Genomic DNA, 18,794 nt, shown 5'->3' on the forward strand with positions numbered 1-18,794 from the left:
CCCGAGCGGCATCGACCTGCCCGGGGTTGACGAGATGCTCAGCGCCGCCGTCGAGGCACTCGGTGGGCAGCCCCGGGAAGGCCAGCAGAAGATGGTCCGCGCGGTGCGCGAGGCGCTGCTCGGCGGCACCCACCTGGCCGTGCAGGCCGGCACCGGCACCGGCAAGTCGCTGGCCTACCTGATCCCGGCGATCCGGCACGCCATCGCGAACGACACCACCGTGGTGATCTCCACCGCGACGATCGCGCTGCAGCGCCAGCTGGTGGACCGTGACCTGCCCCGCCTGGCCGAAGCGCTCAAGCCGGTGCTGGGCCGCAAGCCGACGTTCGCCATCCTGAAGGGCCGGCGCAACTACCTGTGCCTGCACCGGATCAGCGGCACCGAGGACCTCGACGACGGCACCGACCAGCTGTTCGACCCGTTCGCCATCTCGGCGATGGGCCGGCACGTGAAGCGGCTGCACGAGTGGTCCTCCGACACCGACACGGGCGACCGCGACGAGCTGGTACCCGGCGTACCGGACTCGGCCTGGCGCCAGGTTTCGGTGACCGCGCGGGAATGCCTCGGGGTGTCCCGCTGCCCGGTCGGCACCGACTGCTTCGCCGAGCGGGCCCGGCACGAGGCGGGGCGGGCGGACGTCGTGGTCACCAACCACGCACTGCTCGCGATCGACGCACTGGAGAACCGCGCGGTGCTGCCCGAGCACGACGTCGTGGTCGTCGACGAGGCGCACGACCTGGTGGACCGGGTCACCGGGGTGGCCACCGCCGAGCTCACCGCCGGGTCGGTGGCCGCCGCGTCCCGCCGCTGCGGCAAGCTCGTCGACCAGGCCGTCGCCGACCGGCTCAACGAGGCGTCCGAGGGACTCGCCCTGGTGCTCGCCGACGCGCCGCTGGGCCGCTGGGAGAACGGGCTGCCGGCCCCGGTCGCCGGTGCGCTGACCGCCGCTCGCGACGCGACCACCGCGTGCCGGGCCGGCCTCGGCTCGGAGCGCCGGGAGGACCCGGAGCACGCCACCCAGCGCAAGCTCGCGCTCGCGCTGCTGGACGAGGTGAGCGAGACGGCCACCCGGCTGCTGGCGGCGTTCACCGAGGAGGACCCGGCCAAGCGCTACGACGTGGTGTGGCTGGCCGAACAGGGCCCGGACGGCACCCGGAGCCGGGTGCTGCGGGTGGCGCCGCTGTCCGTCGGCGGGCTGCTGCGCGAGCGGCTGTTCGGCCCGCGCACCGTGGTGCTGACCTCGGCGACCCTGACCCTGGGCGGCTCGTTCGACGCGTTGGCCAGACAGTGGGGGCTGCCGGCCGAGCAACCGAACCCGGACGGCGCCGAGCTCACCGGCGGCGTGGAGACGCACGACGGCGCCGCGGGGAAGGCCGGCGCCGCGAAGAAGGCCGGCGCCGCGAAGCGCGACCCGATCGCCGACGCCGACACGGTGCGCTGGTCCGGGCTGGACGTCGGCTCGCCGTTCCAGCACGAGCGCGCCGGCATCCTGTACGTCGCCAAGCGGTTGCCCACCCCGGGCCGGGACGGCCTGCCGAAGGCGTACCTGGACGAGATCGCCGAGCTGGTCACCGCGGCCGGCGGCGGCGCACTGGGCCTGTTCTCCTCGATGCGCGCCGCCAAGCAGGCTACCGAGGCGCTGCGCCCCCGGCTCGAGCAGCCGATCCTGTGCCAGGGTGACGACGCCACCGGGTTGCTGGTGAAGAAGTTCGCCGAGGACGACGCGACCTGCCTGTTCGGCACCCTGTCCCTCTGGCAGGGGGTCGACGTCCCGGGCCGCTCGCTGCGCCTGGTGCTGATCGACCGCATCCCGTTCCCCCGCCCGGACGACCCGCTGGTCTCGGCGCGGCAGCGCGCGGTGGACGCCCGCGGCGGCAACGGATTCCTCACCGTGTCGGCCACCCACGCCGCCCTGCTGCTCGCCCAGGGCGCCGGGCGGCTGCTGCGCGGGATGGACGACCGCGGCGTGGTGGCGATCCTGGACTCCCGGCTGGCCACGGCGCGCTACGGCGGGTTCCTGCGCGCCTCGCTGCCGCCGTTCTGGCCGACCACCGACCCCGAGGTGGTGCGCGCCGCCCTGCGCCGCCTAGCCGCCCGGCCGTAAGCCCCGGGCCGGGGCGGGGGCCCTGCGCGGGGGTTATTCAGGCGGGCCAGTGGGCGGCGCAGGTGACGGTGCCCGGTGCCACCTCGGTGAAGCCGGCGTCCCGCACCAGCACCGTGGAACGGCCGCCCGCCGCCGCGTCCAGCACCGCGCGCCACCCTTGCGGCGTCGCCACCCGGACCGCGCAGCGCAGCCCGTCCGCCCGCCACTGGGCGAGTCGGGCCGCCGGCAGCGCCGCAGCCATGATCATCGTGGCGTGGCCGACCTGGGCGGCCGCCTTGCCGACGGTCAGCTCCACCGCCGGGTTCAGCCAGATGACCGGCAGGCCGGGAACCGGCTCGCCCGGTTCGTCCGGCGGCAGGTCGGTGCCGGCGATCTGCAACCGGGACACCTCGCGCGGCGACTCCGACACCAGACCGGGTACCAACGCGCGCACCTCGGCGAGACCCGAGTCACCGCGCACGGCCACGGTCACCCCCGGCAGCTGCTGTACCGCCGCCCAGTGCGCACCTCGGGCCCGCCGGGTGACCTTGCGGATCCGGCCACCCACCCAGCGCGACACCTCGTCGTACCACTCGCCGCCCGGCGCGGAGCGGGGATCGAGGCAGACCGCCACCGCCGCGCTGGCCGCCGCCTCCAGCAGCGGGGTCCGCCCCGGCGGCTCGGCCCGCTCCACCCGCAGCACCATCGGCATGGCCCGCACCAGCGCGGGGTCCTCACCGGAGGTGTCGGAGGTGGCAGCGGCGGGCAGCCGCAGCCAGTCCACGTACCGCGCGGCCAGCGGAGCAAGCACCTCGGGCACGCCAGCATCCGGCCCCGCGCCCGCTGAGCTCGCGTCCGAGCTGGAACTCATGGCTGAGTTGGAACTCATGGCTGGGTGGGCAGGGGGACGCGGCGCAGCACACCCTCGGCCGCGTCGGCCACCTCGACCTCGTCCCGGGTGATGCCGAGCACGAACAGCACCACGTCGAGGTAGGGGTGCGACAGCGCGGTGTCGGCCACCTCGCGCAGCGCCGGCTTGGCGTTGAAGGCAACCCCGAGCCCGGCGACGGAGAGCATGTCGATGTCGTTGGCGCCGTCGCCGACCGCCACGCACTGCTCCAGTGGGATGCCGTACTCGGCGGCGAAGCGGCGCAGCGCGACGGCCTTGCCGGCCCGGTCGACCACCTCGCCGAGCACCTGCCCGGTCAGCCGGCCGTCCACCACTTCGAGGTCGTTGGCCGCGCAGAAGTCCAGGCCCAGCTCGTCGACCAGCCGACGCACCACCGGGGTGAACCCACCGGAGACCACGCCGCACCGGAAGCCGAGGCGCTTGAGGGTGCGGATCGTGGTGCGCGCGCCGGGAGTCAGCTCGAGCTCGTCGGCCACCTCGTCGAGCACCGAGACCGGCAACCCGGCCAGCACCGCGACCCGGCGGCGCAGCGACTCGGTGAAGTCCAGCTCGCCGCGCATGGCCGCCTCGGTGACCGCCCGGACGTCCGCCTCCGCCGACGCGCCGGCCCGGGCCGCCAGCATCTCGATGACCTCGCCCTGGATCAGCGTCGAGTCCACGTCGAACACGATCAGCCGCTTGCTCCGCCGGGCCAGCCCGGCCCGCTCGACCGCGACGTCCACCCCGACCGAGGCGGCCACCTCGACCAGCTTGGCGCGCAGCGTGCCGTGCGGGTGCTCGTGCGGGTCGGTCGGGTCCGGGGAGACCATCAGTTCCAGGCCGGTGACCGGGTAGTCGGCCACCCGGCGGATCGAGTCGATGTTCGCCCCGACCGCGGCGAGCGCGCGGGCCACCTCGCCGAAGGCCCGTGCGGTGATCGGCTGCCCGAGCACCACGACGACGTGGCTGGACGCCCGGCGGACCTGCTCCCCGTCGGACTCGATGGAGGTGCGCACCGTCATCGCGATGCTGGCCATGGCCTGCTCGACGGCCTCCTGCAGCCCCTCCGGGTCGCGGTCGGTGGCGACCAGCGCGCCCAGCGTGAGCTGGCCCCGGATCACCACCTGCTCCACGTCCAGGAGTTCGACGCCGTGGCGGATCAGCGCGGCGAACAGCACTGAACTGACACCTGGTCGGTCCGGGCCGGTCACCGTGATGAGAACGGAAACACCGTGGTTCATCGCGGCCTTTGCGTGCGGTCGGTCACCGACTCACCTTGCCTGTGCAGAGACAGGGTCAGTGCTCCTTCGGGTCACCGTTCGGCAGGTTTTCCGGCGCTGTCTTCGCGGCGGCCAACTCGGACGGCGTGGTGTGCCCACCCCGGCTGCCCGTGTGCGCCTCGCCGCGCAGCCGGCCGACCAGGTGCGGGTAGTGCAGCTCGAACGCCGGTCGCTCGGAACGGATCCGGGGCAGCTCGGTGAAGTTGTGCCGGGGCGGCGGGCACGAGGTGGCCCACTCCAGCGAGTTGCCGTGGCCCCACGGGTCGTCCACGGTGACCACCCGGCCGTACCGGTAGCTGCGGAACACGTTCCAGATGAACGGCAGCGTCGAGGCACCCAGGATGAACGCGCCGATCGAGGAGAAGGTGTTCAGGAAGGTGAACCCGTCGGTGGGCAGGTAGTCGATGTAGCGGCGCGGCATGCCTTCGGCGCCCAGCCAGTGCTGCACCAGGAAGGTGGCGTGGAAACCGATGAAGGTCAGCCAGAAGTGCACCTTGCCGAGCGTCTCGTCCATCATCCGGCCGGTCATCTTCGGGAACCAGAAGTAGATGCCGGAGTAGGTGGCGAACACGATCGTGCCGAACAGCACGTAGTGGAAGTGCGCCACCACGAAGTAGGTGTCGCTGACGTGGAAGTCAACCGGCGGCGAGGCCAGCAGGATGCCAGTCAGCCCGCCGAACAGGAAGGTGACCAGGAAGCCGACCGCGAACAGCATCGGCGTCTCGAAGGTCAGCTGCCCCTTCCACATGGTGCCGATCCAGTTGAAGAACTTGATCCCGGTCGGAATGGCGATCAGGAAGGTGGTGAAGGAGAAGAAGGCCAGCAGCACCGCGCCGGTGGCGTACATGTGGTGCGCCCACACCGCGAACGACAGCGCGGCGATGGAGACGGTCGCGTAGACCATCGCCTTGTAGCCGAACAGCGGCTTGCGGCTGAACACCGGGAACACCTCGGTGACGATGCCGAAGAAGGGCAGCGCGACGATGTAGACCTCGGGGTGGCCGAAGAACCAGAACAGGTGCTGCCACAGGATCACCCCGCCGTTGGCCGGGTCGAACACGTGCGCGCCCAGGTGCCGGTCGGCCTCCAGGCCCAGCAGCGCGGCGGTGAGCACCGGGAACGCCACCAGGATCAGGATCGTGGTGATGAAGATGTTCCAGGTGAAGATGGGCATCCGGAACATCGTCATACCTGGTGCACGCAGGCAGATCACCGTGGTGAGCATGTTCACGCCGCCGAGGATGGTGCCCAGGCCGGCGACCGCAAGACCCATGATCCACAGGTCCGCGCCGACACCCGGCGAGTGCGTCACGCTGGACAGCGGCGTGTAGGCGAACCAGCCGAAGTCGGCGGCGCCACCCGGGGTCAGGAAGCCGGAGAGCACGGTGAGCCCGCCGAACAGGAACAGCCAGTAGGAGAAGGCGTTCAGCCGGGGGAACGCCACGTCCGGCGAACCGATCTGCAGCGGCAGGATGTAGTTGGCGAAGCCGAACAGGATCGGCGTCGCGTACAGCAGCAGCATGATCGTGCCGTGCATGGTGAACAGCTGGTTGTACTGCTCGGGCGAGAGGAACTGGGTGCCCGGGCGGGCCAGCTCGGCGCGCATCAGCAGCGCCATTGCACCGCCCGCCATGAAGAAGGCGAACGAGGTCACCAGGTAGAGAATCCCGATGTCCTTCGGGTCCGTCGTGTGCAGGAAGCGCAGCAGGGACGCTCCCTTAGCCGTTCGTCGCGCCGGGTACGGGCGCGACGAGATCGGCTGGGGGGCCACGGCAGTCACTGCTACCTCCTGCATTGCCGACAGTGGTGGGGCCTGACGCGCTGATCCTAGCCACCGGCCGCCGCCAACGGCGCCCCGGACCCCGCCGTCGAAGGTTCGATCCGGGCCGGCGGGGAGCGATCGGGAGCAATCAGGGGCAATCGGGGGCACTCGCCGACACCCGATCCGGTGACGGACCGCCCACGGAGGTGCACCGACCAGCGCACGGCCGCCGGACCAGCTGGCCCGAATCTACTGTGAGTCCGCACTGGAGCCGCACTGGAGCCGCACTGGAGCCGCACTGAGCACTTCCTGAGAGCTAGCGAGGGGGGTACGAGCCTGATCGACCGCCGCGGGTACGGTCGACCCGTTGGGGTAGCGGCAGTCCGCCGCTTGCAGGCCCCCCGGCGGCCCGGCGCGGTGGGTGACCACCAGCCGAATGTCGTCGGACAACTGGTGACCGACCCCCGGCAAAGCGGTCTCTGGGCCAGCTGGATAACGGATTGATGACAGTTGCGCAGCGAAAACGACAGAGCCCGGACCAGTCGCACGGCTGGCCCGTCTCTCCTGCTGGCCGCAACGATCCGATGTTGAGGCCGTTAGACACGACGAGCCCGGGGCGCCAGCACCACGGCGCACGTCGGTTTCAGCCGAGGCTGGCAGCTATGCCTTTGACGCTCCATCTGAACCTGCTGAGGATGGAGCAAGTAACAGCCGGTGAGCACACGCCGACGCTTCAGGGGGCGTCGGGTGGCTGCGCACACTCGGTCTGGGGTCAGCCGAACGCCCGAACAGGGTCTAAAGCAACGGAGGTCAATTGATGGGTCGCACACCCACGCGCGTCGGGGTGGTCGGATACGGGTACTGGGGTTCGAAGCACGTTCGCGTGCTCAACAGCCTGCCTGACGTCGACGTCACCGTGATCGACCAGGACGAGCAGCGGCTGCGCGAGGCGATGTCCAGCTTCCCCTCTGTGCGCATCGCCACCGACCTGACCGACGAGCTCGAGTCGCAGGACGCCGTCGTCGTGGCGACCCCGCCGGGTGCGCACGCCCCGGTCGCCATGCAGGCCCTCAACGCCGGCCTCCACACCCTGGTGGAGAAGCCGCTGGCCAACTCGGTCGCCGAGGCAGAGGCGCTGGTCGCCGCCGCGCAGGCGTCCGACGTGCGGCTGATGGTCGGCCACACGTTCGAGTACAACGCCGCGGTCTGGAAGCTCAAGGACATCATCGCCTCCGGCGAGCTGGGCAAGGTGCTCTACATCGACGCCGCCCGGCTGAGCCTGGGTCGCTACCAGAACGACTGCAACGTCATCTGGGACCTGGCCCCGCACGACATCTCGATCGTGTCCTACCTGCTGGACGAGGTGCCGAGCACCGCCGCGGTCTGGGCACAGCACAACATCAGCACCGAACACGCCGACGTGGCCTACGTGAAGCTCGACTTCGAGCGTTCCGGCGCTACCGCGTTCGTGCAGCTGTCCTGGCTGCACCCGGAGAAGATCCGCCGGGTCACCGTGGTCGGCGAGAAGAAGATGGCCGTCTACAACGACATGTCCGACACCGACCGGATCCGCATCCACGACGCGGGCGTCGACCCCAAGCAGGTCGACGAGGCCGCCTCGCACGGCTTCCCGGTCAGCTACCGGACCGGCGACATCGTCTCGCCGTACGTGCCGTTCCAGGAGCCGCTGCTGGTCCAGGACAGCCACTTCATCGAGTGCGTCCGCACCGGCCAGCAGCCCCGCACGCCGGGCGAGCGCGGCCTGGACATCGTCCGGGTGCTGGCGGCCACCGATGTGGCGAGCGCCACCGGCGGGCCCGCCGCGGTCGCCGGCGCGCGTGACCTGGCCGCCACCGGCAACGGGCGGGTGCGGTCGTGAGCGATCAGCACGAGCCCGTTCCGTTCCTCGACCTGGCCGGGGTCAACGGTGCGCTGCGCGCCGAGTTCGAGCGCGCCTACTCCGAGGTGCTCGGGCACGGCCGGTTCATCAACGGCCCCGAGGTCGGCCGGTTCGAGGCCGAGTACGCCGAGTACTGCCAGGCCCGCGCGGCCGTCGGGGTCGGCAACGGCACCGACGCACTGGAGCTGATCCTGGCCGGGCTGGGCATCGGCCCCGGTGACGAGGTCATCGTCCCGGCCAACACGTTCATCGCCACCGCCGAGGCCGTCCTCTACGTCGGCGCCCGGCCGCGGTTCGTGGACGTGTTGCCGGACACCCTGCTGCTCGACCCGGACGCGGCCGACGCGGCGGTGAACAAGAACACCGCCGCGATCATCGGCGTCCACCTGTTCGGCCAGATGGTCGACACCGACCGGCTCCTCGAGGTCACCCGCAAGCACTCGCTGGCCTTCATCGAGGACGCCGCGCAGGCGCATGGTGCCCGGTTCGCCGGGCAGCGGGCCGGCAGCGTGGGGGTGGCCGCCGGGTTCAGCTTCTACCCCGGCAAGAACCTCGGCGCGCTGGGCGACGGCGGTGCCGTGGTCACCCAGGACGCCGAGCTGGCCGCCAAGATCCGTCGGCTGGCCGACCACGGCCGGTCCGCCGACAGCCGGTTCCACCACGACCTGCGCGGCCGCAACAGCCGGCTGGACTCGGTCCAGGCCGCCGCGCTCTCGCTGAAGCTGCCCGGGCTGGACCAGGGCAACGCCGGCCGGGTGCGTGCCTGGGAGCAGTACGTCAACGAGCTGCCCCCGACGGTCCGCCCGGTGACCCGCCACCCGAAGGCGGAGGCCGTCTACCACGTGGCCGTCGTCGAGGTGGACGAGCGGGACAAGGTCTGCACGGCGCTGGACGAGGCCGGTATCGGCTGGGGTCTGCACTACAAGACCCCGTGCCACCTGGACTCCGCCTACAGCGAGTTCAAGGAGAGCCTGCCGGTGGCCGAGGCGGCCGCCGACCGGATCCTGTCCCTCCCGATGTCCCCCACCCTGACTGAGCGGCAGGTCAGCAGGGTCTGCGAAGTACTCAGGAGTGTCACGGCATGACGCGTCCGCCCGACGCGACGCGGAGTGGAGGGGGCTCGAACTCGCCCTCGACCTCCGCTCCCAGCAGCCGGCAGCCCCTGCCCGGCCCGCCATCCGGCGGGCCGGCTGGGGGGCCGTTCCGGCCGCCGGGCCCGCGCTTCGCGCCACCGCCGCCACCTCGGCGACGGCTGACGTCCGCGCAGGGGTCGCGTCTGGGCCTGTACGCGTTGGTGATCATCGTGCTCGGCGCCGCCGCCGGCCTTGCGGTGACGCTGCTGCTGCCGACGCAGTACGCGGCGCGTACCGCGATCGAGTACAACGTCTCGGTCGAGAACGCCAGTGACTTCCTCCGCACCGACCGCAACCTGACCACCCAGACCGTGCTGCTGACCAGCCGCGCCGTGCTCGGACCGGTGGCCGACGCCAACAACATCTCGGCCGACGACCTTGCCGGGCGGGTCACCGCGACCCTGCTCAACGCCAACTCGGTGAACAGCGAGGTCATCCAGGTCGACGTCGTCTACCCGGACCGCGCGAGCGGCGTCAAGCTGGCCACCGCGATCGCCAACCAGTACCTGACCGTGGTCAAGGCGAACAGCCCGGCGAACTACATCCAGACCCAGCTCGACGACGCCCGTCGTCAGCTGTCCTCCGCCACCGCGGCGAACCAGGCCACGCTGCAGGCCCGGGTCGCCACCCTGCAGGGCCAACTGGACACCGAGAACATCACCGGCAACCGCGCATCGGTCGTGGTGCCGGCATACTCGGTCGCCACACCCGCCTATCCGAGACCGTCGCTCGCGGCCGCCGCCGGCGCGCTGTGCGGGATCGTGGTGGCGGGGCTGGTCGTGATCGCACTGTCCCGACGTTGGACGCGGAGTTGATGTTCAGATGACACGCGCCTCAGACGCTGCGCGAAACACCGGGAACGGTGCCACCGGTTCCCGGAACACGCCGGGCACCGATCCGGCGACCCCGGACTCACCGGTCGGCGGCCGCCAGCCCGACCGCGGCCGCTCCGCCGGGCAGAGCGGTGGGCAGGGGCCGTGGCCGATCAGCTCGACGCCCGTCGGTGGTTCCTCCGGTGGCTCGTCGGGCAAGCCCGGCTCGGGTGGGCCCACCAGCCGCGGCGGCAACGGCGGTTCGAGCTCGGGCAACCCGGATTCCGGCGGCCGGGGCACGGCGGCCGCCGGCTCCCAGGGGCGCGGCGGCCAGGGCCCGTCCAACGACGGCAACCAGGGCTCGTCCAGCCAGGGCCGCCAGGGCTCGGGCAACAGCGGCGCCGGCTCGGCCGGCCCCGGTTCGAGCGGCGGCGCCGGGCAGGGTCCGGGGAACAAGCCGGCCGCTGGCAACCCGGGCGCCGGCAAGTCGGCCACACCCGGCTCGGGCACCGGCAACCCGGGTGCCGCCACCTCTGGTCCGGCGGGCCACGGACCGGTCGCTAGCGGTTCCCGACCCCCGGGCGCGGGTGCGCTGCCGAGCGGCCCGCCGAGGAGCCGTCCACCGCTGCCCGGCCCGCCGCCGGGCATGCGGCTGCCGGGCCCGCCGATGGGCGGGGCGCCCCGGTTCGCCCCGCAGCCCCCGCCCCGCCGCAAGCTCACCGGCGGCCAGCGCAGCCAGCTGGTGTTCCTCACCGTGGCGCTGCTGGTGGTCGGCGCGGTGCTCGGTTACGCGGCATCCCTGTTGCTGCCCACGCAGTACGCCGCCCGGACCACGATCCAGTACAACATCGCCGGCGAGAACACCGGTGACTTCCTCAAGACCGACCGCAACCTGACCACCCAGACCGTGCTGCTGACCAGCCGGAACGTGCTGGGCCCGGTCGCGGACGCGAACGGCATCGCGGTGGACTCGCTGACCGGGCAGGTCAGCGCGAGCATCCTGAACGCCAGCGACATCATCCAGCTGCAGGTCAAGAACTCGAGCCCGGACACCGCCGTGACCCTGGCCAACGCGATCGCCAAGCAGTACCTCACGGTGGCCAACAGCAGCGGCCCGCAGGGGTACCTGCAGTCCCAGCTGGACGCGGTCAAGAAGCAGCAGGCCAGCCCCGGCACGGCGGCGGAGACCACCGCGCTGGCCACCCGGGCGGCGACCCTGCAGGCCCAGCTCGACCAGATGAACCTGACCCAGAACCAGTCCTCGGTGTTGGTGCCGGCGTACGCGGTGACCGACCCGGTGTCGCCGAACAAGTCGCTGGCCGCGATCACCGGCGGGATCTGTGGACTGATCATTGCCCTGATGACCGCGGTGACGCTGAGCCGCCGCTGGACCCGGAACTGAAACTGAACTGAACATGACGACCAGAGCTGGCAGTAGCGTCGACGCGCCCCGGATGTCCTGGCGGATGCCCCGGGTGCTGATGTACCACAACTTCGGCGAGGTGCCGCCCGCCGGCGACCCGGAGCACCTGTTCGTCAGCGTGGAGTCCTTCCGGGCGCAGCTCGACCTGCTGCGTCAGCGCGGCTGGCGGGCACTGACGCTGGACGAGTTCACCGCCACCCTGGACGGCGCGCCGGCCCCCCGGAAGTCGTACCTGATCACCATCGACGACGGCCACGAGTCGGTGCTGAGCATCGCGGCGCCCATCCTGGCCGAGGCCGGCATCCCCTCCGTGCTGTTCGTCCCGCCCGGCGTGCTCGGCGGGCCGATCAAGTGGAACCCGGTCTACGCCGACGAGCAGCTGTCCGGCAAGTCCGAGATCGCCACCCTGGCCGGCACCGGGATGGAGGTGGGGGTCCACGGCTACGACCACACCCGGATGTTCGGCATGGACAGCGCCGAGCTGCACCGCAACGTGGTGCACGCGCGGGACGAGGTGGCCGCGATGATGGGCGGCACCCCCCGCTCCTTCGCCTACCCGTTCGGCACCCACGACCGGGACGCCCGCCGGGCCCTGGAGGACGCCGGCTACACGGTCAGCTTCGCGGTGGCCCGCGAGCACGGCCGGTTCGCCGTCGACCGGATCTATGTCAAGGGCACCGACTCGCTCGCCCTGTTCCGGTTCAAGCTCTCGCTGGTCTACCGGTTCGCCTCCCGGGTCGGCGGGCGGACGCCGTGGCTGCGGCACCAGGTACGCACCCTGATCCAGCTGGTCAAGGGAGACAAGGAGCCCAATCCGGGTGAGCGGGCCATTCCCGAGAGCAGGTAGGCTCGCCGCCGTTTGGCGTCAGCCGACCGGCGCCTGGGGACACCGAGGTTTTCCGCAGATCTGATGGCCGCGTCCACGTGAGGGGCAACACAGCGTGAAGGTAGGACCCCAGCCCACCCCGAGCACCGAGCCGCGCCGGATCGGCGGCTGATCCCATGGTCGACCCCGCAGCGGCCGCGCCGGTGGAGAACTCCAACCGCGAGGCAACCGCGCGCAACTCCGTCACCGTCGTCGTCTGGACGCTGGTCAGCCGCATAGCCGGGCTGGTCCGCGTGCTGGTGATCGGTGCGCTGATGGGGCCGACGTACTTCGCCAACATCTTCCAGGCCGGCTACGTACTGCCGAACACGATCCACTCCACCATCGCCGGCCCGATCCTGGCCATGGTGCTCATCCCGACCATCGTGCGTTCGCTGGACTCCGGCGGCACCGAGCTGGCCAAGGCCAAGCTGGCCCGCATCGGCGGCCGGATCCTCGGGGTCGGCGCGACCGGCGCGCTGCTGCTCATGCTGCTCTCCCCCGTGGTGGCCTGGTCGTTCACCGCCGGTGTCCCGGAGCCGCTGCGGCACCGCGCCTGGGTGATGACGATCATCCTGATCCTGTTCGTGGCGCCCCAGGTGGTGTTCTACGGGGTGTGTGCGCTCGGGGTCGCCGCGCAGCAGTCTCAGGGCAGGTTCGCGCTGCCGGCCGCCGCGCCCGCGATCGAGAACGTCGCCACGATCATCACGGTGCTGGCCGTGATCTGGGCCTACGGCCCCGGCCTCGAGGTGGACACCGCCCCGTACGGCATGATGATCATGCTCGGGGTCGGCACCACGCTCGCCGTGGTGGTACACGCCGCGCTGCAGATGTACGGCACCTACAAGTGCGGGCTGTTCGTGCTGCCGTGCCGGGGCTGGAAGGACGACCCGGAGTCCCGCGACGCCGTCCGCCGGGTGTACCGCTCGATCCCGGTCGCCGGCTGCCCCTCGGTCACCAACTACGTGCTCACCGCCGTGTCCAGCACGGTGCCCGGCGGCGTGCTCGTGGTGCAGCTGTCCTACCAGGTGTTCTGGGCGCTGTCGTTCCTCGGCGCCCGCGCGGTGTCGATGGCCGCGCTGCCCCGCCTCGCCACGGCAGCCGCCGCCAAGGACCCGCACCGGTTCGCGGTGGCCTGGCGCCAGGGCCTGTTCTACGCGGTGATCGCCAGCCTGCCCTCGCTGTGTCTGCTGGCCGCGTTCGCCTCCCCCACGGCGGACCTGCTGGCCAACGGCGAGCTGCGCGAGGCCAACCTGATCAGCGAGCTGGCCGCCTGCCTTGCCGTCGCCGCGTTCGCCCAGATGGCCGGCGGCATCCACGACTTCGGCCGCCAGGCGCTGTACTCCCAGCTGGACGACAAGGGCCCCCGGATCGCCAGCTTCGTCGGCCTCGGCGTGGGCGTGGTGGTGGCGTTCAGCACCCTGCTGCTGCCGGCCGACGGCAGCCGCCTCGCCGGCCTGGTGGTCTGTGTGCTGGCCGGCGAGCTGGCCTCGGCGATCACCGTGCTGGCCCGGATGCGGCAGTCCTTGCGGCCCGAGGCGTTCACCACCCGGGTCCACCTGGTGGTCATCGCGCTGGCCACCGTCTCGATGTTCCCGGTGATCATCGCCGGCCGCTGGCTGTTGCACCTGCTGAACCCGAACAGGCTGACCGAGCTCGGCGTGCTGCTCGGCTGCGGAGCGCTCTCCCTCGGCGCGTTCCTGCTCGTCGTGCGCTACATCGGGCTCAAGGTGACGGCGGAGCCGACATGACCCAGACCCTGCCGCCCCGGGACGCGGGCCCCATCGGCCGGGGCGCCGAGGCCGCCGCCCGCGAGTCCAGGATCAGCCGCCTCATCATCACCAGCTCGGTGCTGCTCAGCGCGGTGGCCGGCGCGGTGGCAGCGCTCTACGGCTCGACCGCCGCGTACGGCCTGGTCGGCGCCACCCTCGGCGTGCTGCTGTTCACCACGGCGGCCCTCTACCCGATCTTCGCCACCTACTCCTACCTGCTCACGCTGCCGATCATCGCCGGCATCGACAGGGACACGCTGATCCCGCTGGTGCGCCCCAACGAGGCACTGCTGGCCCTGGTGGTCGCCGGCGCGGTGTTCGGGGCGTTCCTGCGCTACGTGCGCGGCGACGACATCCGGCCCCGGTTCATGCCGGCGGTCGACGTGCCGCTCGGGGTCTTCCTGCTGATGGCCACGGTGTGGCCACTGACCTCGCTGACCCTTCGCGGCCACATCCCGACCGGCGAGGAGTACGCCTCGATCCTGCCGATGGCCAAGCTGGTCGGCCTCTACTTCCTGGTCCGCTACACGGTCACCACCGACGCGCGGATCCTGCGCACCATCCGGTTCATCGTCTGGCCGGGCGCGCTGGTGGCGCTCATCGCGGTGCTACAGACACTGCGCTTCCCGCCGGTGGCCGCACTGCTGGACACCTTCTGGAACAGCGGGTCGAACGCCGCCACCCCGGACGAGCTGGGTGAGCGCGGCAGCGCCACCCTGGGCTCCCCGATCGCCACCGGCGACGTGGTCATCATCTGCCTGATCCTGGTGCTCTGCTGCGGCGCGCGCGGCCTGCTCGGGCGCCGGGAGCGGCTGATCCTGGCCCTGACCCTGGGCACCGGGGTGTTCGCCGCCGGCCAGTTCTCCACCTGGATCGCCGCGCTGGTCGGCTTCGCCCTGATCGCCTGGCGGTTCCCCGACCTGCGCCGCCAGGCCAAGCGCTTCGCCCCGCTCGCGCTGGTCGCCCTGGTGATCGGCGCACCGGCCTTCCTGGGCCGGCTGGAAGGCATCGGCGAGTTCGGTACGCCGGTACCGGAGAGCTGGCTGGGCCGCTACGACAACCTGCGGTTCATGTACCTGCCGCACTTCGACTGGACGACGACGCTCATCGGGGTCTCCCCGAACACTGTGCTGGAAGCCGCCGAACGCTGGCGGGAAGTGATCTACCTCGAGTCAGGGGTCCTGTACTTCCTGTGGATCGGCGGCGTTCCCCTACTTGCCGCGTTTCTGTGGCTTTCCCTGAGAGTGTTACGTACCGTGCGACCGGCCGTCCGCCATCCGGGTGCGTTCGGAGCGTGCGCCTCAAGTTTGGAAATCGTTTGGTTGTTCTTGCTCGTTCTTACTCTCATTGACCCGCATCTACAGCTCCGCGGCACCGGAGACCTGATCTTCACGTTGCTGGCGATCACTGTTGGAGGGATCGATGCCCGACGTCGAACTTGACTCCGCACTGCCTGAAACGGCGACGTGGGAGTCAGTTGCGCGCCGTGCCGTGGATCTGACAGTGTCCCTCGCCGCACTGCTGGTGCTGGGAATCCCGTTGATCGTCATCGGCCTGGTGATCCGCTGGACCAGCGTGGGTCCGGCGCTGTTCCAACAGCAGCGGGTGGGCCTCGGCGGCAAGACGTTCACGATGTACAAGTTCCGCACCATGCGGACCGGCGTCGGCGACGAGATGCTGCGTGAGCTGATCGCGGCCGAGCTGCGCGGCGAGGACACCTCCGTCGACGGCAGCTACAAGCTCGACAGCGACCCCCGGGTCACCCCGATCGGCGTGTTCCTGCGCAAGACCAGCCTGGACGAGCTGCCGCAGCTGATCAACGTGCTGTTCGGCGACATGTCCCTGGTCGGCCCACGCCCGTGCCTGGAGTGGGAGGCGCGGATGTTCCCCACCGAGTTCCAGCCCCGGTTCTCCGTGCGCCCCGGCATCACCGGCCTCTGGCAGGTGAGCGGGCGCTCCACGGTGAGCACCCTGGAGATGCTGCACCTCGACCTGACCTACGTACGGACCCGCAACCTGGTGGGCGACCTGTCCATCCTGGTCCGTACCGTGCCTTCCATGCTCAAGGACCACAGCGTTCGATGACCACGCTCTTCGTCGCGACCACCGGCGGCCACCTCGCGCAGCTGGACCAGCTGTCGCGGAGAATTCCGATCGACCCCGACGCGGTGTGGGTGACCCACGCGAACGAGCAGAGCACCTCGCTGCTGGCCGACCGCGATGTCGAGTACGTGCCCTACATCGGCTTCCACTCGGTGCCCGGGGTGCTCAGGACCATGCCGCACGCGCACAAGCTGATGCGCGAGCGGAAGATCACCCGCGCGGTGTCCACCGGTTCCGGCATCGCGCTGGCGTACCTGCCGTACCTGGCCGCGCGGGGCGTCGAGTGCCACTACATCGAGAGCGCGGCACGGGTGTCCGCCCCGTCGAGCACCGGCAAGCTCCTGCGCCGCGTGCCCCGGGTGCACACCTACTGCCAGTACCCGCACTGGGCGGACGCCGGCTGGCACTACGGCGGCAGCAGCTTCGACGTGTACCTGCCCGCCGAGACGCCCCGTGAGCTGGGCGACACGGTCCGGGTGGTGGTCACGGTCGGCACCGCGGCCGAGTTCCCGTTCCGCCGGCTGATCGAGCCGCTGGCCACACTGCTCGCCGAGGACGGCCCGCTGAGCAAGACGGTGGAGCGGCCGGTCGAGGTGCTCTGGCAGACCGGCTGCACACCGGTGGACGGCCTGGACATCACACCGCGGCCGTTCCTGCCGGCGGCCGAGCTGGACGCCGCCCTGAGCGAGGCCGACATCGTCATCGCGCACGCCGGTACCGGCTCCGCGCTCGCCGTGCTGGAGGGCGGCCGGATGCCGCTGATGGCGCTGCGGCTGGAGCGGTACGGCGAGGCCGGCGACGACCACCAGAAGGACCTGGCGGCCGAGCTGAGCCGGCGCGGGCTGGCCACCACGATCGCCGACCCCGCCACGCTGACCGTCGACGAACTGCTCGCCACCCTGACCACCAGCGTGGTGCGCACCGACAACCCGCCACCGTTCCGGCTGGACGACGTGCCCTCCCGAGCCGGCGCCGGCACCACCGCGTAGGAGCCGTGTCCGGCCGGTTGGTTGGGGCGCGCCGGGTTGAGCCGGGCCGGTGGGTTGGGCCGGGTTGGGTTGGGCCGGGTTGGGTTGGGCCGGGCTGGGTTGGGCCGGGCTGGGTTGGGCCGGGCTGGGTTGGGCCCGGCTGGGTTGGGCCGGTTGAGCCGGGCCGGTTGAGCCGGGCCGGTTGGCTGGACCAGGTGGGTTGAGCCGGGCCTGCCGGCCGGCGGTTCCACTCGCTTCCGCCGGCCCCGCCGGGGCGGAGTTCATGGTCAACACAACGTAGTTCTGGTTTGATCATGAATTTGACCAGAATTATGTTGAGTTGACCATCGGCGCGCCGCACCGCCGCCGCAACCGTGCGCCGCCGCCGCTCCCGCACGCACCTGCGCGTCGCGTCCAGGCGGCGCGCGCACTCACCAGTCCCCCGCCGACCGATCGGGCCACCGCACACACGCCGGAGCCAGCGCACACACGTTCCAACCCGTGTGCGGCGACCCGCCGTTGTGTGCGGCGTACCAACCTGTGTGCGGCGGGCCGCCAGTTCGATCAAGAAGATCCGGACAGCGGACCCACAGTGCGCGCACAGACTGCGTGCCTAGCTTCGAAGTATGTCCTCGTCAGCGACGCTTCCACTCCTGCCGCCCCCGCCGGCGCTCCTCCCGCTGGCTCTCCCACTCACCGTCACCGTGACCGACCGGCCGACCGCGTCCGCGCTGGCCGACTGGAGCCGACTGGTGGCCGAAAGCATCGGTGGCGACGTGGCTCAGCTGCCCGAATGGGCTCGGCTGCGCGGCACCGTCGGCTTCCGGGCGCGCTACATCCTCGTGCACGCCGGCGGCCCCGGCGGCGAACTGCTCGGCGGTGCACAGGTCCTGGAGCGGCCGCTGCCACTGCTGGGCAGCGTGGGGTATGTGCCGTACGGGCCGGTCGTCGCCGAGGGCCTCAGCGACCCGTCAGCGGTGCGTGCCGCGCTCTCCGACGCGCTCACCGAACTGGGGCGCACCACCCTGCGGATGCTGTTCGTGCAGCCGCCGGCCGGCGGTGAGGCGGTCAGCCGGGAGCTGCTGGCACGGGGGTTCCGTCCCTCGGACGCCAACATCGCGCCCGGCCAGACCCTGCGCCTGTACCTGCACCACGACATCGGTGAGCTGCGTGCCGGCCTGAGCAGGCGACTGCGCACCTGGACCAACCGCTGGGAGTCCCGGGGCGTCACGGTCCGGCTGGGCACCGAGGCCGACGTGCCGCTGCTCGCCGGTCTCGTGGCCCGATCCGGCGAGCACCAGGGCTTCGCCGCGGTCACCGCCGACTACCTGGCCACCCTGGTCCGCGAGCTGGGCCCGAGCGCGGTGATCTTCGTCGGCGAGCTGGACGGCCGGCCGGTGGCGGCGGCGCTGTTCACCCGCTACGCGGACAGCCTCAAGCTGCGCTTCGCCGGGATGGACCGCGACGAGGCGGTGAGCCGGAGCAACGTGCCGGCCGCCGTGCAGTGGTACGCCATCCAGTGGGCGAAGCGGACCGGGCTGCGCTGGTTCGACCAGGGCGGCATCAGCGCCGAGTCCGCCGACGCGCTGTTCACCGGGCAGTCCCGGGACTCGCTGCGCGGCGTGGACCGCTTCAAGGCGAGCTTCGGTGGCGAGCCGCACCGGAGCCCGCCGGCGGTCGAGCTGATCGCCAACCCGGTGCTGCGCGCCGGCTATGACCTGTCCCGGGACTGGGCACCCGGTCGGCGGCTGATCGAGCTGGCCAAGGCCGTGCTGCGCACCGGGCGACTCCGGTAGAGAGAATC

14 protein-coding genes are annotated in these 18,794 nt (G+C 71.6%); 11 read left to right on the top strand and 3 right to left on the bottom strand.

Translation table 11 applies throughout. From position 1 onward, the window contains the following. Positions 1 to 34: 34 nt before the first annotated feature. Positions 35 to 2,104, top strand: coding sequence for an ATP-dependent DNA helicase (locus ACTXG6_RS45270; RefSeq protein ID WP_445190293.1), 2,070 nt, complete (start codon positions 35 to 37; stop codon positions 2,102 to 2,104). Positions 2,105 to 2,141: 37 nt separating this feature from the next. On the opposite strand, the gene ACTXG6_RS45275 is transcribed toward ACTXG6_RS45270, so the two are convergent. The 3 genes from ACTXG6_RS45275 to ctaD all read right to left on the bottom strand — a co-directional run bounded on the left by ACTXG6_RS45275 (position 2,142) and on the right by ctaD (position 6,032). Next, complete coding sequence (locus ACTXG6_RS45275; protein WP_445185456.1) at positions 2,142 to 2,903, bottom strand: peptidyl-tRNA hydrolase; 762 nt, start codon at positions 2,901 to 2,903, stop codon at positions 2,142 to 2,144. 65 nt (positions 2,904 to 2,968) lie between these two features. Beyond that, positions 2,969 to 4,213, bottom strand: a complete 1,245-nt coding sequence (serB, locus tag ACTXG6_RS45280) for a phosphoserine phosphatase SerB (protein WP_445185457.1) — start codon at positions 4,211 to 4,213, stop codon at positions 2,969 to 2,971. 55 nt (positions 4,214 to 4,268) lie between these two features. Further along, the gene (gene ctaD, locus ACTXG6_RS45285) at positions 4,269 to 6,032 is read right to left on the bottom strand and encodes an aa3-type cytochrome oxidase subunit I (protein WP_445185458.1); all 1,764 of its coding nucleotides are present in this window, start codon (positions 6,030 to 6,032) and stop codon (positions 4,269 to 4,271) included. A gap of 799 nt (positions 6,033 to 6,831) precedes the next feature. Here ctaD and ACTXG6_RS45290 point away from each other — a divergent pair. The 10 genes from ACTXG6_RS45290 (at position 6,832) to ACTXG6_RS45335 (ending at position 18,786) form a co-directional block, all read left to right on the top strand. Beyond that, on the top strand, positions 6,832 to 7,893 hold the full coding sequence (locus tag ACTXG6_RS45290) for a Gfo/Idh/MocA family protein (protein ID WP_445185459.1): 1,062 nt from the start codon (positions 6,832 to 6,834) through the stop codon (positions 7,891 to 7,893). Next, entirely contained in the window at positions 7,890 to 8,999 is a 1,110-nt protein-coding gene (locus tag ACTXG6_RS45295; protein ID WP_445185460.1) for a DegT/DnrJ/EryC1/StrS family aminotransferase, read from the top strand. Before ACTXG6_RS45290 ends, ACTXG6_RS45295 begins: the two co-directional genes overlap by 4 nt. Before the next feature lie 206 nt (positions 9,000 to 9,205). Continuing rightward, complete coding sequence (locus ACTXG6_RS45300) at positions 9,206 to 9,862, top strand: hypothetical protein (protein ID WP_445185461.1); 657 nt, start codon at positions 9,206 to 9,208, stop codon at positions 9,860 to 9,862. 7 nt (positions 9,863 to 9,869) lie between these two features. Beyond that, positions 9,870 to 11,261 (top strand): YveK family protein, encoded by a 1,392-nt coding sequence (locus ACTXG6_RS45305; protein ID WP_445185462.1) that lies wholly within the window; start codon positions 9,870 to 9,872, stop codon positions 11,259 to 11,261. A 13-nt stretch (positions 11,262 to 11,274) separates the two neighbouring features. After that, on the top strand, positions 11,275 to 12,129 hold the full coding sequence (locus ACTXG6_RS45310; protein WP_445185463.1) for a polysaccharide deacetylase family protein: 855 nt from the start codon (positions 11,275 to 11,277) through the stop codon (positions 12,127 to 12,129). 155 nt (positions 12,130 to 12,284) lie between these two features. Further along, complete coding sequence (murJ, locus tag ACTXG6_RS45315; RefSeq protein WP_445185464.1) at positions 12,285 to 13,898, top strand: murein biosynthesis integral membrane protein MurJ; 1,614 nt, start codon at positions 12,285 to 12,287, stop codon at positions 13,896 to 13,898. Continuing rightward, positions 13,895 to 15,361, top strand: a complete 1,467-nt coding sequence (locus ACTXG6_RS45320) for a hypothetical protein (RefSeq protein ID WP_445185465.1) — start codon at positions 13,895 to 13,897, stop codon at positions 15,359 to 15,361. The genes murJ and ACTXG6_RS45320 overlap by 4 nt, the downstream gene beginning before the upstream one ends. Before the next feature lie 61 nt (positions 15,362 to 15,422). After that, entirely contained in the window at positions 15,423 to 16,004 is a 582-nt protein-coding gene (locus tag ACTXG6_RS45325; RefSeq protein WP_445185466.1) for a sugar transferase, read from the top strand. After that, complete coding sequence (locus tag ACTXG6_RS45330) at positions 16,001 to 17,011, top strand: glycosyltransferase (RefSeq protein WP_445185467.1); 1,011 nt, start codon at positions 16,001 to 16,003, stop codon at positions 17,009 to 17,011. Before ACTXG6_RS45325 ends, ACTXG6_RS45330 begins: the two co-directional genes overlap by 4 nt. A 683-nt stretch (positions 17,012 to 17,694) precedes the next feature. Then, positions 17,695 to 18,786 (top strand): lipid II:glycine glycyltransferase FemX, encoded by a 1,092-nt coding sequence (locus ACTXG6_RS45335; RefSeq protein WP_445185468.1) that lies wholly within the window; start codon positions 17,695 to 17,697, stop codon positions 18,784 to 18,786. The last annotated feature ends 8 nt before the right edge of the window (positions 18,787 to 18,794 follow it).

The organism is Pseudonocardia sp. Cha107L01, from assembly GCF_052566575.1.

What these genes read in the sequence shown, in the direction of transcription:
- ACTXG6_RS45270 (WP_445190293.1), top strand. Translation starts at nt 35, where the DNA reads ATGCTCAGCGCCGCCGTCGAGGCACTCGGTGGGCAGCCCCGGGAAGGC.
- serB (WP_445185457.1), bottom strand. Translation starts at nt 4,213, where the DNA reads ATGAACCACGGTGTTTCCGTTCTCATCACGGTGACCGGCCCGGACCGA.
- ACTXG6_RS45290 (WP_445185459.1), top strand. Translation starts at nt 6,832, where the DNA reads ATGGGTCGCACACCCACGCGCGTCGGGGTGGTCGGATACGGGTACTGG.
- ACTXG6_RS45305 (WP_445185462.1), top strand. Translation starts at nt 9,870, where the DNA reads ATGACACGCGCCTCAGACGCTGCGCGAAACACCGGGAACGGTGCCACC.
- ACTXG6_RS45310 (WP_445185463.1), top strand. Translation starts at nt 11,275, where the DNA reads ATGACGACCAGAGCTGGCAGTAGCGTCGACGCGCCCCGGATGTCCTGG.
- murJ (WP_445185464.1), top strand. Translation starts at nt 12,285, where the DNA reads ATGGTCGACCCCGCAGCGGCCGCGCCGGTGGAGAACTCCAACCGCGAG.
- ACTXG6_RS45320 (WP_445185465.1), top strand. Translation starts at nt 13,895, where the DNA reads ATGACCCAGACCCTGCCGCCCCGGGACGCGGGCCCCATCGGCCGGGGC.
- ACTXG6_RS45330 (WP_445185467.1), top strand. Translation starts at nt 16,001, where the DNA reads ATGACCACGCTCTTCGTCGCGACCACCGGCGGCCACCTCGCGCAGCTG.